This is a genomic window from Kribbella sp. NPDC104740, from assembly GCF_055583505.1.
The window spans coordinates 1254828-1272535 of sequence record NZ_JBVJNV010000002.1 but is presented as its reverse complement, the minus strand read 5'-3'; the positions used below and the strand labels follow the sequence as shown (position 1 = coordinate 1272535).

Annotated in this window: 17 protein-coding genes; 10 read left to right on the top strand and 7 right to left on the bottom strand. The window is 67.6% G+C overall.

The window, feature by feature from the left end; genetic code table 11:
• Window positions 1-10 precede the first annotated feature (10 nt).
• The 4 genes from ACZ6Z4_RS15475 to ACZ6Z4_RS15460 all read left to right on the top strand — a co-directional run bounded on the left by ACZ6Z4_RS15475 (window position 11) and on the right by ACZ6Z4_RS15460 (window position 3417).
• Complete coding sequence (locus ACZ6Z4_RS15475) at window positions 11-604, top strand: PadR family transcriptional regulator (protein ID WP_465563361.1); 594 nt, start codon at window positions 11-13, stop codon at window positions 602-604.
• A gap of 104 nt (window positions 605-708) precedes the next feature.
• On the top strand, window positions 709-1662 hold the full coding sequence (locus ACZ6Z4_RS15470) for an ATP-binding cassette domain-containing protein (protein ID WP_465563358.1): 954 nt from the start codon (window positions 709-711) through the stop codon (window positions 1660-1662).
• Window positions 1659-2504, top strand: coding sequence for an ABC transporter permease (locus tag ACZ6Z4_RS15465; protein WP_465563355.1), 846 nt, complete (start codon window positions 1659-1661; stop codon window positions 2502-2504). The genes ACZ6Z4_RS15470 and ACZ6Z4_RS15465 overlap by 4 nt, the downstream gene beginning before the upstream one ends.
• Window positions 2505-2583: 79 nt before the next feature.
• The gene (locus ACZ6Z4_RS15460) at window positions 2584-3417 is read left to right on the top strand and encodes an alpha/beta fold hydrolase (protein ID WP_465563352.1); all 834 of its coding nucleotides are present in this window, start codon (window positions 2584-2586) and stop codon (window positions 3415-3417) included.
• A 488-nt stretch (window positions 3418-3905) separates the two neighbouring features.
• Here the strand turns inward: ACZ6Z4_RS15460 and ACZ6Z4_RS15455 are convergent, their stop codons facing one another.
• The gene (locus ACZ6Z4_RS15455; RefSeq protein ID WP_465563349.1) at window positions 3906-5651 is read right to left on the bottom strand and encodes an ABC transporter ATP-binding protein; all 1746 of its coding nucleotides are present in this window, start codon (window positions 5649-5651) and stop codon (window positions 3906-3908) included.
• Between the two features lie 100 nt (window positions 5652-5751).
• Between ACZ6Z4_RS15455 and ACZ6Z4_RS15450 the strand changes: the two genes are divergently transcribed.
• The gene (locus ACZ6Z4_RS15450) at window positions 5752-6351 is read left to right on the top strand and encodes a TetR/AcrR family transcriptional regulator (protein ID WP_465563346.1); all 600 of its coding nucleotides are present in this window, start codon (window positions 5752-5754) and stop codon (window positions 6349-6351) included.
• Window positions 6348-7622, top strand: coding sequence for an RNA polymerase sigma factor (locus tag ACZ6Z4_RS15445; RefSeq protein WP_465563343.1), 1275 nt, complete (start codon window positions 6348-6350; stop codon window positions 7620-7622). Before ACZ6Z4_RS15450 ends, ACZ6Z4_RS15445 begins: the two co-directional genes overlap by 4 nt.
• On the opposite strand, the gene ACZ6Z4_RS15440 is transcribed toward ACZ6Z4_RS15445, so the two are convergent.
• Both ACZ6Z4_RS15440 and ACZ6Z4_RS15435 read right to left on the bottom strand, forming a co-directional pair.
• Window positions 7573-9117 carry an MFS transporter gene (locus tag ACZ6Z4_RS15440; protein WP_465563340.1) on the bottom strand — a complete coding sequence of 515 codons (1545 nt, stop codon included), beginning with the start codon at window positions 9115-9117 and terminating at the stop codon, window positions 7573-7575. The two genes, ACZ6Z4_RS15445 and ACZ6Z4_RS15440, sit on opposite strands and share 50 nt — an antisense overlap.
• Window positions 9110-9547 carry an alpha/beta hydrolase gene (locus tag ACZ6Z4_RS15435; RefSeq protein WP_465563336.1) on the bottom strand — a complete coding sequence of 146 codons (438 nt, stop codon included), beginning with the start codon at window positions 9545-9547 and terminating at the stop codon, window positions 9110-9112. The genes ACZ6Z4_RS15440 and ACZ6Z4_RS15435 overlap by 8 nt, the downstream gene beginning before the upstream one ends.
• Before the next feature lie 121 nt (window positions 9548-9668).
• On the opposite strand from ACZ6Z4_RS15435, the gene ACZ6Z4_RS15430 reads away from it, so the two are divergent.
• From ACZ6Z4_RS15430 to ACZ6Z4_RS15420, 3 genes are read left to right on the top strand one after another with little or no spacing between them, the layout of a single operon-like run.
• Window positions 9669-10883: an alpha/beta hydrolase fold domain-containing protein gene (locus tag ACZ6Z4_RS15430; protein WP_465563331.1), complete on the top strand. Its 1215-nt coding sequence runs from the start codon at window positions 9669-9671 to the stop codon at window positions 10881-10883.
• A gap of 27 nt (window positions 10884-10910) precedes the next feature.
• Window positions 10911-12215 (top strand): acyl-CoA dehydrogenase family protein, encoded by a 1305-nt coding sequence (locus tag ACZ6Z4_RS15425; protein WP_465563328.1) that lies wholly within the window; start codon window positions 10911-10913, stop codon window positions 12213-12215.
• A complete protein-coding gene (locus ACZ6Z4_RS15420; protein WP_465563325.1) occupies window positions 12215-13426 on the top strand; it encodes an acyl-CoA dehydrogenase family protein in 1212 nt (403 codons plus the stop codon). The genes ACZ6Z4_RS15425 and ACZ6Z4_RS15420 overlap by 1 nt, the downstream gene beginning before the upstream one ends.
• 41 nt (window positions 13427-13467) lie before the next feature.
• On the opposite strand, the gene ACZ6Z4_RS15415 is transcribed toward ACZ6Z4_RS15420, so the two are convergent.
• From ACZ6Z4_RS15415 to ACZ6Z4_RS15405, 3 genes are all read right to left on the bottom strand, one after another.
• A complete protein-coding gene (locus tag ACZ6Z4_RS15415) occupies window positions 13468-13707 on the bottom strand; it encodes a hypothetical protein (RefSeq protein WP_465563322.1) in 240 nt (79 codons plus the stop codon).
• A gap of 430 nt (window positions 13708-14137) precedes the next feature.
• Window positions 14138-15343 (bottom strand): chymotrypsin family serine protease, encoded by a 1206-nt coding sequence (locus tag ACZ6Z4_RS15410; protein ID WP_465563318.1) that lies wholly within the window; start codon window positions 15341-15343, stop codon window positions 14138-14140.
• A 608-nt stretch (window positions 15344-15951) separates the two neighbouring features.
• On the bottom strand, window positions 15952-16335 hold the full coding sequence (locus ACZ6Z4_RS15405) for a hypothetical protein (protein ID WP_465563315.1): 384 nt from the start codon (window positions 16333-16335) through the stop codon (window positions 15952-15954).
• Window positions 16336-16504: 169 nt separating this feature from the next.
• On the opposite strand from ACZ6Z4_RS15405, the gene ACZ6Z4_RS15400 reads away from it, so the two are divergent.
• Complete coding sequence (locus ACZ6Z4_RS15400; protein WP_465563310.1) at window positions 16505-17113, top strand: hypothetical protein; 609 nt, start codon at window positions 16505-16507, stop codon at window positions 17111-17113.
• 13 nt (window positions 17114-17126) lie between these two features.
• On the opposite strand, the gene ACZ6Z4_RS15395 is transcribed toward ACZ6Z4_RS15400, so the two are convergent.
• Window positions 17127-17495 (bottom strand): zinc ribbon domain-containing protein, encoded by a 369-nt coding sequence (locus ACZ6Z4_RS15395; RefSeq protein WP_465563306.1) that lies wholly within the window; start codon window positions 17493-17495, stop codon window positions 17127-17129.
• Window positions 17496-17708 lie beyond the last annotated feature (213 nt).

The window sequence follows — 17708 nt, the reverse complement described above, 5'->3', positions numbered from 1 at the left end:
AGGGGGGCGCATGTCGGCGACGAAGCTCCTGGTGCTCGGTGTCGTGCACCTCTCCGGCGGCGCGCACGGCTACCAGGTGCGGTCCGAACTGCAGAACTGGCGTGCGGAGATCTGGGCCAAGATCAAGCCCGGCTCGATTTATCACGCGCTGAAAAAGGCGGCGGCTGATGGCCTCCTCACCGAACACGCCGAGCCGGGCAACTCCGGGCCGGAGCGCGTTCTGTACCGCGTGACAGCTCGGGGACGTGACGAGATCGTCGATCTGGTCCGCGACGGTCTGCGGCGTACCCATGACTCCACCATGCTCGATGCGGCCATCGCCATGTTGCCCATGCTGACCAGGGCGGATGCCATCGCGCACGTCAACGAGCGGGTCGTGCGCCTGGAAGCGGAGCTCGTAGAGCAGGCCAAGTGGCGCGAGCACTCCAGTCGGGACACCCCCGAGCACGTTCGCGATCAGGCCGAACTCTGGGCGGGACATGCACGCACCGAACTGGAGTGGGCGAAGAGCCTGAGCAAACGACTGTCCGAGGGCGCCTACACCATGGCCGATGATCCGGGTTCGTGGCGAACGGTCCCCGATCACCTCGAGATGTCCTTCTAGTAAAACTTGACTAGCTCTTCCTTCTCATGCAGTCTGATCAAGTACTCAAATTTGACTAGCACTCAACCAATTGGTTCGCGACACCGAGAGAAGGAGTCGAACCCATGGGAAAGCTCGCGATCGAGACGAGCGGGTTGAAGAAGAGCTTCGGCAAGACCCACGCGGTGGCCGGCGTGGACCTGGCCGTGAGCGCCGGGGGCGTGTACGGCGTACTCGGTCCGAACGGGGCGGGCAAGACCACCACGATCCGCATGCTGGCCACGCTCCTGCGCCCCGACGCCGGAGAGGCGCAAGTGCTCGGTTACGACGTCGTGCGTGACGCCCGGGCGGTGCAGAGCAGGGTGGGCCTCACCGGGCAGTTCGCGTCGGTCGACGAGGACCTCACCGGGCTGGAGAACCTGTTGCTGCTCGCCAGGTTGCTCGGCTACTCACGCCGCCGAGCCAGGGAGCGGGCGGCCGACCTGCTCGACGCGTTCGGTCTCACCGAAGCGGCCGACCGGCAGGTGAAGAAGTACTCCGGCGGGATGCGCAGGCGCATCGACATCGCGGCGAGCCTGGTCGTCACCCCCGAACTGATCTTCCTCGACGAGCCCACGACCGGGCTCGACCCGCGTAGCAGGAACCAGGTCTGGGAGATCGTCAGGGGGATGGTCGCCGAGGGCGCCACCGTGTTGCTGACCACGCAGTACCTCGACGAGGCCGACCAGCTGGCCGACCGGATCGCGGTGATCGACCACGGGAAGGTGATCGCCGAGGGCTCGAGTGGCGAGCTCAAGGCATCGGTCGGTGCCGGCTCGCTGCACGTACGGCTCCGTGCGCCCGAGCAGCGGGCCGAGGCCGAACGGGTCCTCGCCGGCGTTCTCGAAGTACCGGCCGAGCCGTCCGCCGACCCGGCCGCGCTGTCCGCGCGGATCTCCGACCCCGAGCGGGTCGCCCGCGCCCTGGCCGAGCTGTCCCGCAGCGGCATCGACGTGACCGAGTTCGCGCTCGGTCAGCCGAGCCTGGACGAAGTGTTCCTCACCCTCACCGGACACGCCGCCGAGGAGGATGCCGCATGAGTGCCACGACCGCGGAACAGGCGTCGGTGCCGGTGACCGAGGATGCGCTGCGCAGTGTGCTGTTGGCCGGCGAGCGGCCGTCGCGCCCCGGACCGGTGCTCACCTCGCTGACGTTCGGCTGGCGCGCTGTGCTGAAGATCAAACACGTGCCCGAGCAGCTCGTCGACGTGACCATGTTCCCGATCATGTTCACGCTGATGTTCACCTACCTGTTCGGTGGCGCGCTCGCCGGGTCGACTCAGGAGTACCTGCAGTTCCTGCTGCCGGGCATCCTGGTGCAGGCGAACGTCATGATCACCATGAACACCGGCATAACGCTGAACACCGACATCCAGAAGGGGGTGTTCGACAGGTTCAGGTCACTTCCGGTGTGGCGACCGTCGCCGCTGGTCGGCGCCCTGCTCGGCGATGTGATGCGCTACTCGATCGGGTCGGCGATCGTGATCACGCTCGGGCTGGTCCTGGGGTTCCGGCCGGAGGGTGGCGCCGTCGGGGTGGTGCTGTCGGTCGCGCTGCTGCTGGTGTTCTCGTTCTGCCTGTCGTGGCTGTGGACGATGCTCAGCCTGATTCTGCGCACGCCGAACTCGGTGGCGGGGGTCAGCATGATGGTGATGTTCCCGCTGACGTTCGTGAGCAACATCTTCGTGGACCCGAAGACGATGCCCGGGTGGATGCAGGCGGTCGTCGAGGTCAACCCGATCAGCCACCTGGCAACCGTGGTACGCGGCCTGATGGCCGGCTCGGTGCCCGCCGGGGAAATCGGCTGGGTGCTCGTCTCGTCCGTACTTCTCGTCGCGGTCTTCGGTCCCATCAGCATGGTCCTCTACCGCAACAAGAAGTAGCTGCCGCTACCGCGAGCACTTGGTCGTCGTCGGCGCGCTGCTCAGGTGCTGAGACAAACCTCTCGAACGGAGATGTGAGATGAACGAGATGGACTTTCGCGTGACATCGAACGATGGCACCACCATCGCCTACGACCGGAAGGGAAGCGGCCCGGCTGTCGTCCTCGTCGGCGGCGCGCTGGACGACGGAGCCGAGAACGCTTCCTTGGTACCTGCTCTCGCCGAGCACTTCACGGTCTACAACTATGCCCGTCGGGGACGCGGCGCGAGCGGCTTCACCGAGCCCTACGCCGTGGAAAGAGAGATCGAGGACCTGGATGCGTTGATCGCGGAGGCGGGTGGCTCGGCACACCTGTTCGGGGCGTCCTCTGGTGCCGCGCTGGCGCTGGAAGCCGCCGCGGCCGGGTCAGCCATCGACACGATCGCTGTGTGGGAGGTGCCCTACGCGATCGGGGACGACATACGCCCGCGATTCGAGGAGTACGTCGCGGGCACCCGACGCGCCTTCGACGCCGGGCGAGACGAGGAGGTTCTCGAACTGTTCATGCGCCTGTCCGGGGCTTCCGACGACAACATCGCGGCCCGGAAAGCGGCAGGCAAGCAGACGTCGCATTGGGCGGATTCGGTCGCCCTCGCTCCCACGCTGGTCCACGACAGCGTCTTCCACGACCGCTACCAATTGCCGACCGATCGACTGGCAACGGTCACCCAACCGGTCCTGGTCACCACCGGAGGACCGATCACGGTCCCCTACATGGCAGGCCTGCCCTCGGACTTCTTCGACCGCGCAGCCGACGAGCTTGCAGACCTACTACCCCACGCTCAACGGGAGACCCTCGACGGGCCGGACCACGTCGTCGACCCACAGACCATCGGCCCACTGTTGCTACGGTTCTTCCGCAGCGAACACTGAGAGGCCCGCGAGGTGGTGCGGGAAGACCGATCAGGCACCGCGCAAGCAGATCTTCGTCGCCACGCAAGGCCGGGCCGTCGTACTGACCTGGGCTTCAGTGGGACTCGACCTGCGCAGCACATGACCGGGCTCCTCGGCAGGGCCAGTGATTCCAGGCTGTGGTCGCATGCGGTCAGCGTTGCCGGGTCGACCTGTACGCGGCGATCCGACGGGATGCCCGATCTGGGATGTCCAACCGCGCGCTGCAGCGCAAGCACGGCGTCGACGCAAACCAACATCCGCGGCACCGACACGTGCCCGGCGGTGTCAGAACTCGCCAACAAGCGGTGTCGGACGAAACCTCCGCAGCGAGACGGAAGTACGTCGGCCCGCGCGATGGTGTGAGCCTCAGCAGGCGCGAGAGGGCGCCGCGCTGGTCGGGAGACGCGGTGGTCGTGGGTGCTGCGGAAGGTGCCGTGGAGGGCGGCTGGCTCGAGGTGATGCGCGGGTCAGCGGGCCGGGGTGCTGATTCTCAAGGCGGCGATCAGGTCTTGGTAGAGGGTGTCGGTCGCCAGCAAGGTCTCGTGGGTGCCCTGGGCTCGGAGGTGGCCGGCTTCGAGGACGAGGATTTGGTCTGCGTCGATGACGGTGCTGAGGCGGTGGGCGATGGTGAGGACGGCGCCGGTTCGGGCGATTCTGTCGATGACCTCGTGGACTGCGGCTTCGGTCAGGCCGTCTAGTTGGGCGGTGGCTTCGTCGAGGAGGAGGATTTCGGGGTCGCCGACGAGGGCTCGGGCTAGCGCGATGCGTTGGCGTTCGCCGCCGGAGATGACGGCGGTGGAGAGGGCGGTGTCGAGGCCGTCGGGGAGTTCTTTGACTCGGTCGGAGAGGCGGACTGCGGTGAGGGCTTCCCAGATGGCTTGTTCGGTGGCGGATTCGTGGGTGTAGAGGAGGTTCTCGCGGAGGGTGCCGGGGACCAAGGGGGTGTCTTGTTCTACGTAGACGATTCGGCGGCGGAGGTCGTCCAGGGGCCAGTTCTGGAGGGGGAGGCCGTCGAGGACTAGCTGGCCGGAGTCGGGGTTGAGGAAGCGGAGGAGGAGGGAGAAGATCGTGGTTTTGCCGGCGCCGGAGGGGCCGACGATGGCGGTGTGGCCTCGGCGGGGGATCTTGAGGGAGATGTTTTGGATGGCGGGGGCGGCGCCGGGGGCGTAGCGGGCGGTCACGTTGTCGAAGACGAGGGCTGAGGTGGAGAGGTCGGTGGGGGTGCGACGGGTGGGAGCGGGGTCGTTGGGTTCTACGTCGAGGGCGTCGATCTCGCGGATTCGGGCTGCGGCGGCGATGCCGGCCTGGAGGCTGCTGAAGGTCATGGCGAGGGTGCTGACCGGTTCCATCAGCTGGAAGGCGTAGAGGAGGAAGGCGACCAGGGCCGAGACGGTGAGCAGGCCCTCGCTGACTCGCCAGGCGCCCAGGCCGAGGATCAGCATGATCGCGAGGCCGACGCCGAAGCCGGCCGCGGTGAAGGCGGCGGCTTCGTAGCGGACGGCGCGGATCGCCTGCCGGGCGGACTCCTCGGCCTCGCCGATCACGCGGCGGCTCTCGCGGCCCTCGGCGCGGCTGGCTTTGACCGTACGGATCGCGCGTAACGCGCCCTCCAGTACGCCGCCGAGGCGGCCGACCGCGCCCTGGGCCTGCTCCTGCGCCTTGGCCATCTTCGGCATCAGCAGGCCGATGACCGCGCCGACCACCGCGAGGGCCGCGAGCGTGGTCAGCAGCAGGGTGCCGTCGAGCATGCCCATCAGGATCAGCGCGCCGAACAGGCCGATCGTGCCGTTCACCAGCGAGACCAGACTGGAGGCGGCGGCTTCGCGGAGCAGGACGGTGTCGGACGTGACGCGGGTGACCAGCTCGCCGGGGGAGCGGGTGGCGAGCTCGCCGATCCGGAGCCGGAACAGCCGGCGCACCATCGAACTGCGCGCGTCGAGCACCACTCGCTCGCCCATCCGGCCGAGCAGGATCCACTGCGCCATCCCGATCAGTGAGCCCGCGACCAGCAGCACGACGAGCACCGTGACCGCGGGCGCGATCGGCTGCGACGACGAGAGCCCGTCGAGCACGGACTTGGTCACCAGCGGGGTCGCCAGCGAGGCGCCGGTCGCGATCAGGCCCAGCACGATGCCGATCCAGAGCGTTCTTCGGTGCGGCCGGACGAACGACCACAGGAGTCTCAGGTTCTGCCAGCGCTTGTTCTCACTCATCAGGTCCCCTCCCGGAACGGCGAAACATCAAGGTAGCAGAATCGGACATCACTGTCCCATTAATATACACAGGCGCCCCAGGCGTATAAGGTCGGAATCTATGACTGACACGGTCGAATCGGGCAGCCGGAGCCGGACCCGACGCGCGATCCTGGACGCCGCCGTACGGGTGTTCGCGCAGCGCCGGGCGGCGTCGCTCGCCGATGTCGCGGCGGAGGCGCAGGTCGCCCGGAGTACGTTGCACCGGTACTTCCCGGACCGCGCGGAGCTGGTCCAGGCGCTCGCCGACGACCTGCTGACGGTGTTCGAGCGGGTCATCCGCGAGGCCGAGACCGATCAAGGGCCGGCGCGCGAGGCGCTGCAGCGGCTGATCGGTGGCTACCTCGAACTCGGTCAGCGGATCTACTTCCTGTTCAGCGAGCCGAGCTTCAACCAGCCCGACCCCGACTCCGAGGTCGCCCAGTTCTTCGCGAAGCTCGACCTGGTCTGCAAGCCGGTCGAGGTGCTGATCGCGCGTGGGCAGCGCGAGGGCGTGATCGCCCGGAACATGACCGTCGACTGGATCATGCGGATGCTGCTCTGGATGGTCTTCATCGGCTGGGACGCCGTCGAGGACAAGGCGTTGTCGCGGCTGCAGGCGCAGGCGATCGTGCTGCAGACGATCGAGTCCGGCATCCTCGAACCGTCGGACGACCAGTGATCGAGCCGCTGCTGCGGGAGCTGGCTCCGCAGGTGCTCGGCTTCCTCGCCCGCCGCCACGGCCAGTTCGACCTCTGTGAGGACGCCGTCCAGGAGGCCCTGCTCGCGGCCGCCCAGCAGTGGCCGACCGACGGCGTACCGGGGAACCCGCGCGGCTGGCTGATCACCGTCGCGACCCGGCGCCTCACCGACCAGTTCCGCAGCGAGAGCGCACGGCGCAAGCGCGAGGACTCGGTCGCCGCGATGAGCGGTCCGGAGGAGCTCGTCTCGCCCGGCGCCGACCACGAGCAGCCGGCAGCGGACGACACGCTGACGCTGCTCTTCCTCTGCTGCCATCCAGCCGTCACCCCGGCCTCGCAGGTCGCCCTGACGCTGCGTGCGGTCGGCGGCCTCAGTACGGCGGAGATCGCGCGCGCGTTCATGGTGCCGGAGGCAACGATGGCGCCGCGGATCAGTCGCGCCAAGAAGAGCATCAAGGCGGCCGGCAGCCGGTTCGTCCTCCCGCCGGAGGAGGAGCGCGCCGACCGGCTGCGCGTCGTACTGCAGGTGCTCTACCTGATCTTCAACGAGGGCTACACGGCCAGCTCCGGCGAGGAGTTGCAGCGCGTCGAGCTGACCGCCGAGGCGATCCGGCTGACCCGGATGCTGCGCGAGTCGCTGCCGGACGAGGGTGAGGTCGCCGGGCTCCTCGCGCTGATGCTGCTCACCGATGCGCGCCGGGCCGCGCGGACGACCGACGCGGGCGAGCTGATCCCGATCGACGAGCAGGACCGCTCGCTGTGGAACCAGGACTCGATCACCGAGGGCGCCGACCTGGTCCTGAAGACGCTCGCCGAGGGCGAGGTCGGCTCGTACCAGGTGCAGGCCGCGATCGCCGCCGTGCACGCCGAGGCGCCGACCGCCGACGAGACCGACTGGCCGCAGATCCTCGGGCTCTACCTGTTGCTGGAGAAGCTCGCGCCGAACCCGATGGTCACGCTCAACCGCGCGATCGCGCTCGCCCAGGTGGAGGGCCCGCAGGCCGGGCTCGAGCTGCTGGCGACGCTGGACGACGACAAGCACCTGGCCGACAACCACCGCCTAGACGCCGTCCGGGCACACCTGCTGGAGCGGGCCGGCGACGCCAGTGCCGCCAGGGAGCACTTCCTCGCGGCAGCGCGTCGTACGACGAGCCTGCCGGAGCAGCGCTACCTGACGGCCAAAGCAGCCGGTACGGCGAACGTCAGACCAGCTCGGTCTCCCGACCCGAAGGCTCCTCCGCAGGAGTCCTGAGCCGGACGGCCGCCATCACCGCGCAGCCGAGGAAGAGGACAGCTCCGACCGCGGCCACGGCGTGCAGACCAGACGTGAACGCAGCCTTCGCCAGCGCCTCCAGCTCAGTGCCCAGCTGCCCGGGTAGCTGCCCAGCGGTGGCAACAGCCGCTGTGACGCTCTGGAGTGACTGGTCCGCAGCACCGCTCGGCAGACCAGCCGGGAGCTCCCCATCGAGCGAGTGCCGGTAGACCACGGTCCCCAGGCTGCCGAGCAGCGCGATCCCCAACGCGATCCCGGCCTCGCCGCTGGTCTCGTTGAGCGAGGCCGCAGACCCGGCACGCTGTGGGGGCGTCGCCGCCATCATCAGGTTCATCGTCAACGCCATCGGCAGCCCCATCCCGAACGACGCGATGACCAGCCCGCCCACCAGTACGCCGAGCCCGCCGTCGCTGCTGGTCAGCGTCACGACCAGCAGGCCCGCGGCGCACAGCACCAGCCCGCCGGCGACCACCGTCGACGTCGGCCACCGCTGCCCGAGCCGCGGAGCCAGCGTGAGCCCAGCGATCATGGCAACGTTCTGCGGGATCAGCCACAGCCCAGCGTGCAGCGGGGACAGCCCCTCGACCACCTGCAGGAACAGCGCCGCCTGGAAGGCGATCCCGGCCATCACGACCCCACCGGCGAACTGCACCCCGAGCGCTGGGCTGAAGCGCGGCAACCGGAACAGGCTCAGGTCCAGCAGTGGGTGCTCCAGCGCCTGCTGGCGTCGTACGAACAGCACTCCGACAGCAATGCCTGCAGCGAGGGCCAGCACCGGCCACACCGCCCAGCCGGACCGGGCCAGCTCCTTCAGCCCCCAGATCGCCGGCAGGATCGTGGCCAGTGACAGTACGACGCTCGCCAGGTCGAGCCGCCCGGCGTCCGGGTCCTTGTACTCCGGCAGCAGCACCGGGCCGACGACGAGCAGCAGTGCCATCACCGGTACGCCGAGCAGGAACGCGGAGCCCCACCAGAAGTGCTCCAGCATCACTCCGCCGACCACCGGGCCGAGCAGCATGCCACCCATGAAGCAGCTGAACCAGAGACCGATCGCCTGGCCCATCTGCTGCGGGTCGCGGAACAGGTTGCGGATCAGCGCCATCGTCGACGGCATCAGCGTCGCACCGGCCACGCCGAGCAGGGCACGGGTCGCGATGAGCATCTCCGGGCTGCTCGACCAGGCCGCCAGCACCGAGGCGACACCGAACGCACCAGCTCCGATCAGCAGCAGCTTCCGGCGACCGATCCGGTCGCCCAGCGTGCCCATGGTGACCAGGAAGCCGGCCAGCAGGAACGAGTAGATGTCCAGGATCCACAGCTGCTGCGTGCTGTTCGCACCCAGATCGGCGCTGAGCTTCGGCAGCGCCAGGTAGAGCACGCTGATGTCCAGCGACAGCAGCAGCGTCGGCAACGCCAGTACGGCGAGCCCGATCCACTCCCGTCTGGTCGCGCGCAGTGTCGTGGTCTCACTCATGGTTCGTCCTTTCCAACGTGGTGATCAGGTCGGTGAGCAGCAGCAGCTCCGGCCACCCCTCCTGTACGGCGATCCGGCTGACCTCCACCGCCAGCGCGAGCCCGTCGCCGCGGCCGGAGATCAGCAGGCGGGCCGGGTCGGCCTCCAGCTCGGCAGCGTGGTCAGCTGCCCAGCCGACGATCGTGCGGGCGTCAGCCAGCGCCTGCTCGGGCTCCGGTGCGGTAGGGTCGGCCAGGATCACCAGACCGCCGCGCCGGGAGAGCTCACGGCACTCCTGGTCGGGCTCGGTGCTGTCGGAGCCGGGGAAGAAGACCAGCAGCGGCGGTGTCCGGGCACCGCCGCGTGCCGGCCAGTAGATGCGGGCCCAGATCGGCCCGGTCGTACCGCGCAGCTGGACGGCCGCGCTACGGGTCACGAGTGGTGAGGTCATGGCAGCAACGCTCGCAGCGCGACCTGGTCCAGGGGAAAGGCCGATCGTGCATGGCCGTCGTGCAGCATCGGCATCACCGGCGTACGGCGAACGGCCTGCTGCTGTGGTGAGAATGGCAGGTATGAGCAACGAGTCCGCCGACGTGCTGGCGATGTCCAACACCCCGGACGCGATCGAGCTGCGGCACCTGCGCGCGTTCGTCGCGGTCGCCGAGGAGCTGAACTTCGGCCGGGCCGCGACCCGGCTGTACCTGTCGCAGCCTGCGCTGAGCCGGCAGATCCGAGCGCTGGAACGACTGGTCGGCTGCGACCTGCTCCGGCGGTCCACGCACCGGGTGGAGCTGACGCTGGCCGGCGACGCGCTGCTGGACCGGGCGCGCTCGCTGCTGGCCGACCTGGACACGGCGGTGGCGACCACCAGGTCTGTCGGTGGGGAGCTGGTCGGCCGGGCCAACCGCCTGTGGGCGCCGGTTGCCCTGGGCGGACCGGGTGCCGAGGACCTGGTGGGCATGCGGGCGGCGTACGAGGTGATGCTGGCGCAGGCGCCGCCGCCGGCCGAGATGGTGATCGCGCCGGTGACCTGTGGGGGAGTGCCGGCGCTCAAGGTGGGCGCCCAGGCCCTGCCGACGGTGCTGCACCTGCACGGCGGCGGGTTCGTGCTCGGATCGGCGTACGGGTATCGCGGGCTGGCCGGTGCGCTCTCGGACACGATCGGCGCGGGTGTGCTGATCCCGGACTACCGGCTGGCGCCTGAGCATCCCTTCCCGGCGGCGCTCGATGATGCTCGGAGTGCCTACCTGTGGATGATCGAGCAGGGAGTTCGGCCAGAACAGGTATTACTTAGTGGAGACTCCGGCGGTGGTGGGCTGGTGGTCTCGCTGCTGATCGCGTTGCGGGAGGAGGGGCACCCGCTGCCGGCCGGTGCGCTGCTGCTGTGTCCCGGGGTCGACATGGGAGCGATCGCGGACGGTACGTCGCCGCTGGCGCGGCACGAGGGGTTCTCGACGATGGCTCAGGTGGTGAACTGGTACATCGGCGACCACCCGATCGAGGACCCGCTGATCGACCCGCTGGCCGCCGACCTGACCGGGCTGCCGCCGCTGCTGATCCAGATGGCGACCGGCGACCCGGTGGCACCGGGAGCGCGGCTGCTGGTCGAGCACGCCGAGCGTGACGGGGTCCCGGTGGTCGCGGAGCTGTACGCCGTGGACACGCACATCTTCCAGCTGTTCTGGTCGTTCCTGCCCGAGGCGCAGGAGGCGCTGACCAAGATCGGAGAGTTCACCGCCGGGCTGCTCGGGCCGAGTGAGACGGCGGCCCGGCCGAACGTGACTTGAGTTGTAACTTCGGTTTACAGTTGCCGCATGGCCGACGACCGCAGGGACGTGATCGGGTACGGCGTTGCGCTGCTCAACAAGGTGGCCGGCGCCCGGGTGATCGACCGGTTCGGGCTCCGCAAGCGCGCCGAGCGGGTGGTGTTCGAGGCGACCAGGACCGGGTTCCGGACCGCCGGGGCGCTGACCAGGGGCTTCACGACGGCGACGAAGCTCGGCAAACCCGCCCGGCTGCCCTCGGCGCAGAACAGGAGCCGGTTCGACCTGACGCCGACCGACGACCAGGCGATGGTCGTCGGCGTGGTGACCGAGTTCGCCGCCGAGGTCCTGCGGCCCGCGGCGGCCGAGGCCGACACAGCCGCGACCACCGACCCGAAGGTGCTCGCGCAGTCCGCCGAGCTCGGGCTGAGCCTGATCGAGGTGCCCGAAGAGCTCGGCGGGATCGTCACCGAGCGGTCCGCGATGACCGGCGTCCTGGTCGCCGAGGCGATGGCGCACGGCGACATGGGTCAGGCCGTCGCGTGCCTCGCCCCGGCCGCGGTCAGTACGGCGATCTCGCTGTGGGGCGACGAGGCGCAGCAGGCGACGTACCTGCCGCACTTCACCGGCGAGAACGTCCCGGCGGCCGCGCTCGCGATCGTCGAGCCGCGGCCGTTGTTCGATCCGTTCACGCTGAAGACCCGCGCGACCAGGCAACGCACCGGGTACCTGTTGAACGGCGTGAAGTCGCTCGTCCCGCGCGGCGCCGAGGCCGAGGTGTTCGTGGTCGCGGCGCAGCTCGAGGACCAGGGGCCGGCGCTGTTCCTGATCGAGTCCGACCACCCCGGCGTGACGATCGAGGCCGAGCCGTCGATGGGGCTGCGGGCGGCGTCGCTGAGCCGGGTGCTGCTGGCCGACGTACCGGCGACACAGCTCGGGACGCTGGAGGACTATGCCGAGTGCGTGCGGTTGTCGCGGCTCGGCTGGTGCGCACTGAGCCTCGGTACGGCGAAAGCGGTGCTCGACCACGTCACGCCGTACGTGAACGAGCGGACCGCGTTCGGCGAACCGATCAGCCACCGGCAGTCGGTCGCGTTCATGGTCGCGAACATCGCGATCGAGCTGGAGGGGATGCGCCTCGTCACCTACCGTGCCGGATCGCGTGCCGAACAAGGGCTTCCGTACGCGCGGGAGGTCGCGCTCGCGCGGCGGCTGTGCACGGACAAGGGCATGCAGATCGGCACCGACGGCGTCCAGCTGCTCGGCGGGCACGGCTTCGTCAAGGAACACCCGGTCGAGCGGTGGTACCGCGACCTGCGGGCCGTCGGCGTGATGGAAGGCGCGGTGCTGGTCTGATGATCAACCTGGAGACCCCTCGCAAGTTCCGTGCCTTCGTCAACCAGGCGCACCAGGTCGCGGCCGAGATGCTCCGGCCGAACTCGCGGCGCTACGACCTGGCCGAGCACGAGTACCCGAAGGAGCTCGACCTGCTGGCCGCGATGGTCGACGGGCTGGGGGCCAGTGGGACCGGCTCGGGTGCGGGAGCTGGCGGCGTACGGCGTACTGATGGTGACGACGACGGCAAGATCAAGAACGGCTCGAACCTGTCGTCGGTGCTGTCGATCATGGAGATGTGCTGGGGTGACGTCGGCCTGCTGCTGTCGATGCCGCGGCAGGGGCTGGGCAACTCGGCGATCGCGTCGGTCGCCTCCGACGAGCAGCTGCGCCGCTTCGACGGCGTGTGGGCCGCGATGGCGATCACCGAACCCGGCTGCGGCTCGGACTCGGCGAACATCCAGACCACCGCACGCCGCGACGGCGACCACTACGTGCTCGACGGCGAGAAGATCTTCGTCACCGCCGGCGCCCGCTGCGACGCGGTCGTGGTCTGGGCGACCGTCGACAAGTCGCTCGGGCGGGCAGCGATCAAGTCGTTCGTGGTCCCGAAGGACGCGCCCGGGCTGACCGTCGAGCGGGTCGAGCACAAGCTCGGCATCCGCTCGTCCGACACCGCAACGATCCGCCTGACCGCCTGCCGCGTCCCCGCGGAGAACCTGCTCGGCTCGCCGGATGTCGATCCCGACAAGGGTTTCGCGGGTGTCATGCAGACCTTCGACAACACGCGGCCGCTGGTCGCGGCGATGGCCGTCGGCTGCGCGAGGGCGTCGCTGGAGGTCACGAAGGAGCTGCTGAAGGAGGCCGGGGTGGAGGTCGACTACGACCGTCCCGTCCACCTCCAGCCCGCAGCCGCCGCGACGTTCCTCCAGCTCGAAGCAGACTGGGAGGCGGCGTATCTCCTCACCCTGCAAGCCGCGTGGATGGCCGACAACTCCCGCCCGAACTCACTGCAAGCCTCAATGGCCAAGGCGAAAGCCGGCCGTACGGCGAACGACATCACGCTGCGCTGCGTCGAACTCGCTGGCTCGATCGGCTACTCCGAGCACGAGCTCTTGGAGAAGTGGGCGAGGGACTCGAAGATTCTCGACATCTTCGAAGGGACGCAGCAGATCCAGCAGTTGATCGTGGCGCGGAGGCTGCTCGGCAAGACGTCAGCCGAGCTGAAGTAGGCGCGGCCGCCACCCGACACGGGTGACGGCCGGCCGATGGGTCAGTTCGGGCTGATCTGGATGTAGAGGTCCGAGCCGTAGCTCTCCAGCCTGCACTGGTAGTCCCACCACTCGCCGTTGCGGAGACCCTGGTTTCCGCGCTGGATGCACTGGGAGTAGGTGTCACCGCCGTAGAAGGTGGTGTAGTAGCGCAGCGGCGACGCCGAGGCTGCAGGCGCCGTGACGATGCCTCCGCCGACGACTACAGCAGCGGCCGCGACGGCCATGAACAGCTTCTTCACTTTGGCTCCCAATCTGTTCTACCGAAAGAGGAGCTCCGATTGTGGGGGGCTGTGGGAAACCTCTGGATGAACGCCGCCGCAATACCCACCGCCGTGTTGCGACGACGGAATTGTGGGTGTGTTCAGGATCTGTTGTCGCGCAGTTCACCGGTGGCTGAATGTGCCGCCGCCATGCTTCCTGCATCACGAACACGTCCGCAGACGCCTCCGGGCAGCGCGCGGAGATCCACCCGGTCACCGAAGCACACCATGCGCGTTGAGTGGCGGCTGTTGTTACGGGGCCTCGTTGTCCGATGCTCCACCTGCCGAGGGCGCGCACCCTGTCGGATTCACCCGCGTTGGATCCTGACTCCTTCGCCGGCCGCCGACCAGGGACAAGATCGACGATGAGCGATCAGCGCGTTGACTGGCAAACCCATCGGTCCGAGGGCTACCCGACCTTGAGCTTTGCACCGATTCCGGCCAACGCGTCGGGGGCGTACACGACTCTTGCGCGAGCCCAGCCGCACGCGAAGCCGGGATGCCGGGGCTGACAGAATGTCGCGGCTGGGCCGTAGGAGGCCGAGAGGAAACCGGAGACCTCGACGCCGGACGATACGTAGCGGATCACGGGGCTCCCTGAGTCACCTCGAGTCATCACACCTCCGCAGCCTCCTCCGCACCCCGCCGCTGACTCCATCATGACGAAGCCAGGTCCGACTGAACCACCGTTGAGAGGCCAATATTCGTTCGTGAGCCGGACGTAGCGGGCTTGGCCCGTCGTCCCGGAGACCCCGCCGCTGATCCAGACACGCATATTGGCCACAGGACGCTTGGCGGTGTAGACGGCGTTGCTCGCTGAGGTGTTCCATGCGCCGTTCCAGACCCTGGGATTGCTGCTGGTCGGCATCGCCTGGGTGTCCCTGAGGTAATTGCGCTTATTGGCGACTCCGAGGTTCGCACCGTTGTCGAAGCCGCGAAACGAGCCGGTTCCACAGTGCCATGCGGTTGTCATATAACTGGCGGACCCGATGCTGACGGCGACTCCGGTGGAACAGGTTCCTGTGGACGAGGTGATCAGGCTGCCCCCGTACCAGGGTGCGTAGTCGGCGTTCCGGCTGAGCGGTGCCGGATCGTCGATGCCTGCCGACACCACCGGAATCGGTGATGATGATGTCAGCGAGGGCAAGGCCGTCGAGGGCGCCTGAGAGCTGAGCGTGATCGTGATCCCTGAGTAGTCAGGACTCGGTGCCGCTGACGTCACCCAGGTCGGTGCCAGGTCCAGTAGTTTCTTCGCTCCGGCGATCAGTTCGTCCTTTGAGTAGCGGGCAGTGCGAAACGTAACTCTGGCGGGTTGATTCGTGGCCAGGTTCTGAATGCCGGTTGGTGAAGCGCCTTTCCAGTAGACGTCGACTGATGTGAGGTCGTCCGAGATGGCGACGCCGCCTTCGCCCGCCGTCGGGTTGGCTTCGAGCCAGCCCGCCAACGCGCTGGCGGTATCTTCGGCTGCGGTGGGGAGCATATCGACCGGGATCGGCGCTGCCGGGACGCTGGGATCGCCCATCGGCGTCGTTCCCACTGCACTTGTTGTCGAGCCCAGAAAGGTCACAGTCGCCGCTGTCGCCAATGTGCAGAGAGATATCCATCGTCGTGTCATTTCCCCACCTCCTCACTCACCGTAGGAGCGTCTACGCTTGGAGGCCAACGAAGAGCACTTGCAACTTGGTGCAAATTTCTGAGCTGGAAAGCGAGGGGGCCAATATGCCGGATCCTGCGCCGACTGCACCGCAGCGAAGCGATCGGCTGGTCGTCGAAGCCTGGATGGCAGAGAATCCCGGCGCTGAGGCCAGGCTCACTGAGATTCCCGATCCGCATGCTCATTCCCGCCACACCCTGCTCATCGTCAACGTTCCCGGTCGCGAAGAGATGGCGCGGGCGCGTGCCGATCTTGTGAGGAGGGTGCGGTCGCCCCAAGACTTACGTGTTCGGCGCTGGCGTCCACCGGAGGCCGAGTTGGAGCCGGTACAGACATGGCTCCTCAGCCTCATGCCGTCTCAAGCAATACCCGATGGATCGACGCGGATCACCTCAGTGGGCGTTGACTCGGACACGGGTCTGATCGCTATCTCGCTCGACCGGGCAGACGCGGATCGTGCGGCCGAACTCGAAGCGGCGACCGACGGCCTCGCCTTTGTCCTTCCAGACCCGGACGTCCCGGTCCCTCCAGTGGCGGATCCGCCGACGGTGCCGCCCTGGCATCGTGCCTCACCAGCTGACCTGGTGCGGAAGCCCAAGCTCTGAGCCCGCTTTGGCGACACGTGCGCCTTCGATCCCGAACGGGGCACCAACTCCCGGGCGGATGGGACGAGGAGGTTCGAGACCCCTCTCTGTTGACCCATCCGCCATCAGCATGTTCCTGTGGTAGTGCCGCGCTGCGCGCTTGCCCTGGGTGGTCATGCCGGAAACTCCTCCGTCAGGTTCCTTGTAGCCGTAGTTGATCAGCAGATCAATCCGAGTCATCGCCTGGCTGAAGATCCGTCCTGCCGAGCAATCGGCTACTGGCTCTGGATCTTCTGCCCGGCAGATCGGCTTCCGGTAGTTTGATGCGTGTATAAGGACCTTCGACATGCCTTGCTCGAAATGGCTCACGCAGCACCACGGAGTCATGCCGAAAATTTCTCGACATAATAGCTTCAGCACATTGCTCAGGTTCGAGAGCGCTGACGATGCTGGTGGTCAAGAGGTTGATAGATCAGCTCGCGATCCGATGAGTCAGATCGTGGTTTCGAGGTGTCGCTGTTTGTGACACAATTCGACGATGATCGACCCACCCACCCCGGACTCTGCAGCTGCCTGGTTTCTGGGGATTCTGTTCGGCTCACCCTCTCTGGTGGTTTCCACATTTCTGGTGTTGAACAGTCTCTGGGCGTGGTGGAGCCTCGCGCGGGATTCGCTGACTACCGCCAAGGTCCTTCTGGACCGGTCGCACGACAAATTCGGGCTGAGATCGTTCAAGGTGCGCGCGACGCTTCGGCTGGCGGTGTGGTGGTCGGTCTATTACCTTGCCGCGTCATTCGTCACGCAGATCTGGGCCGGCTCGCGCGACTCGCCGGGCCAGGGGGGCGGATTCGAGGAGCTTGTACGGTGGTCCGCGCTGTTCGGCGCCATCGCTGTCCTCGGCTGCCTGTACTTGGTTCCGTCGCGGGCGGAGAAGCACGGCGATCATCACTGGACACCGTTATTCGGCCTAGTCGGCGGCTATCTGCTTGGTCTGGTGTGGGCCGTCTTCGCCTTTTCGGCGAAGAACGGCCCAGAACCAGGAGACTGGTGGGTGTGTCCCGCCATGAGTTGCATCGGAGTCCTCGGATCCGCATTACGGATGCGGATCAGGTCAGCTCGATCGTGGAAGGACGATCGAGCCGCCTGAGCAGGTCCGCGGTTCAGGCCAACTCGAGCGCGAAGCTCGGTGTCCCTGTCATCCGGCTGGTGGCAACAGTCACGACGAGATGACCACCGGCCGGTACATTCACCTCCTGGGCCGCTCCCTTGGCAGGAGGCTGCTGAAGCTGGCACTCGATTCGATGAAGGCCCGGCAAGACCGAGAGAGTGAGACTTTTGCCCGCACCCAGGTTCCCCACGTGGTTGGAGTCGACCCACACCGACAGCGGAATCAGTGCGCCCTGCAGTCGCTTGACCCGTGAAATTTCTAGACGTGCCTGCCCTCCCGGTGCAGTTACGCCACAGTTCGGACAAGTCGGTGCACTGCTAGATACCTTGCTGCCGCATTCACGGCACGCCACTAGCGCCATTCGGAAAATCCCCCTCGATCTTGTGCAGGCAGCGGCAAGACCCCCCTCGCCGAATCTGCCTCCGGGACTATTGACACGACCTCATATTCAAGCAGGCGATTCAAACATTTGCACTGCAGCCTGCGTGGCCGACTCCGCAGAGCATAGGGCTATTCTGCGACCTGCGGAACAGTCATCAGTCACTGACTGCAAATAAACTGGTCGACCGTTACC